The organism is Herbaspirillum sp. FG34, from assembly GCF_057809315.1.
The window spans coordinates 1-666 of sequence record NZ_JBMDJS010000052.1 but is presented as its reverse complement, the minus strand read 5'-3'; the positions used below and the strand labels follow the sequence as shown (position 1 = coordinate 666).

Here is a 666-nt window from a genome sequence, read left to right as displayed (position 1 = left end):
GGACATCACCCTTTCACGGTGAGTACGGGGGTTCGAATCCCCCAGGGGACGCCAGGTAGCAAAATAGTCCGACCAAGGTTGGATTACGGAAGTCCAGCGATGTGCTTGAGCACATCGCGTGGGGATTCGAAGGGAATCGCTTGCAAGCGATTCCGCGGCCCGCAGAATGTGGGCGAATCCCCCAGGGGACGCCAGGTTTTAAGGCAGTCCGGTTGCCGCCGGGTTGTTTGAAAGTTGAAGTAGTCTGACTGATCAGGCTACCTTGAGGTTGGATAGTCCGGAGTTTGGGGCTTTTCCTTTCGCAGGGGGTATAGCTCAGCTGGGAGAGCGCTTGCATGGCATGCAAGAGGTCAGCGGTTCGATCCCGCTTACCTCCACCAGCGACCCGCATGGAAATGTGGGGTGAATTGGCGGAAGAGCTGATTCGAGGAATGTAGTAGTTGTGACCGTTTTGTCCCCTTCGTCTAGAGGCCTAGGACATCACCCTTTCACGGTGAGTACGGGGGTTCGAATCCCCCAGGGGACGCCAAATAAAAAAGCCCGCTTGCGCGGGCTTTTTTATTTGGCGGCACCTAGCGATGTGCTTGAGCACATCGCGGGGGGATTCGAAAGGTTTCGCTTGCAAGCGAAACCGGGCCCGCGGCACGTGGGCGAATCCCTCGCTCG

General features: G+C 57.5%; 2 tRNA genes. Both read left to right on the top strand.

The features are described 5' to 3' along the window. Positions 1-304: 304 nt before the first annotated feature. A tRNA-Ala gene (locus ACODSZ_RS23110) sits at positions 305-380 on the top strand. Between the two features lie 73 nt (positions 381-453). Continuing rightward, positions 454-529 (top strand) — tRNA-Glu (locus tag ACODSZ_RS23105). Positions 530-666 lie beyond the last annotated feature (137 nt).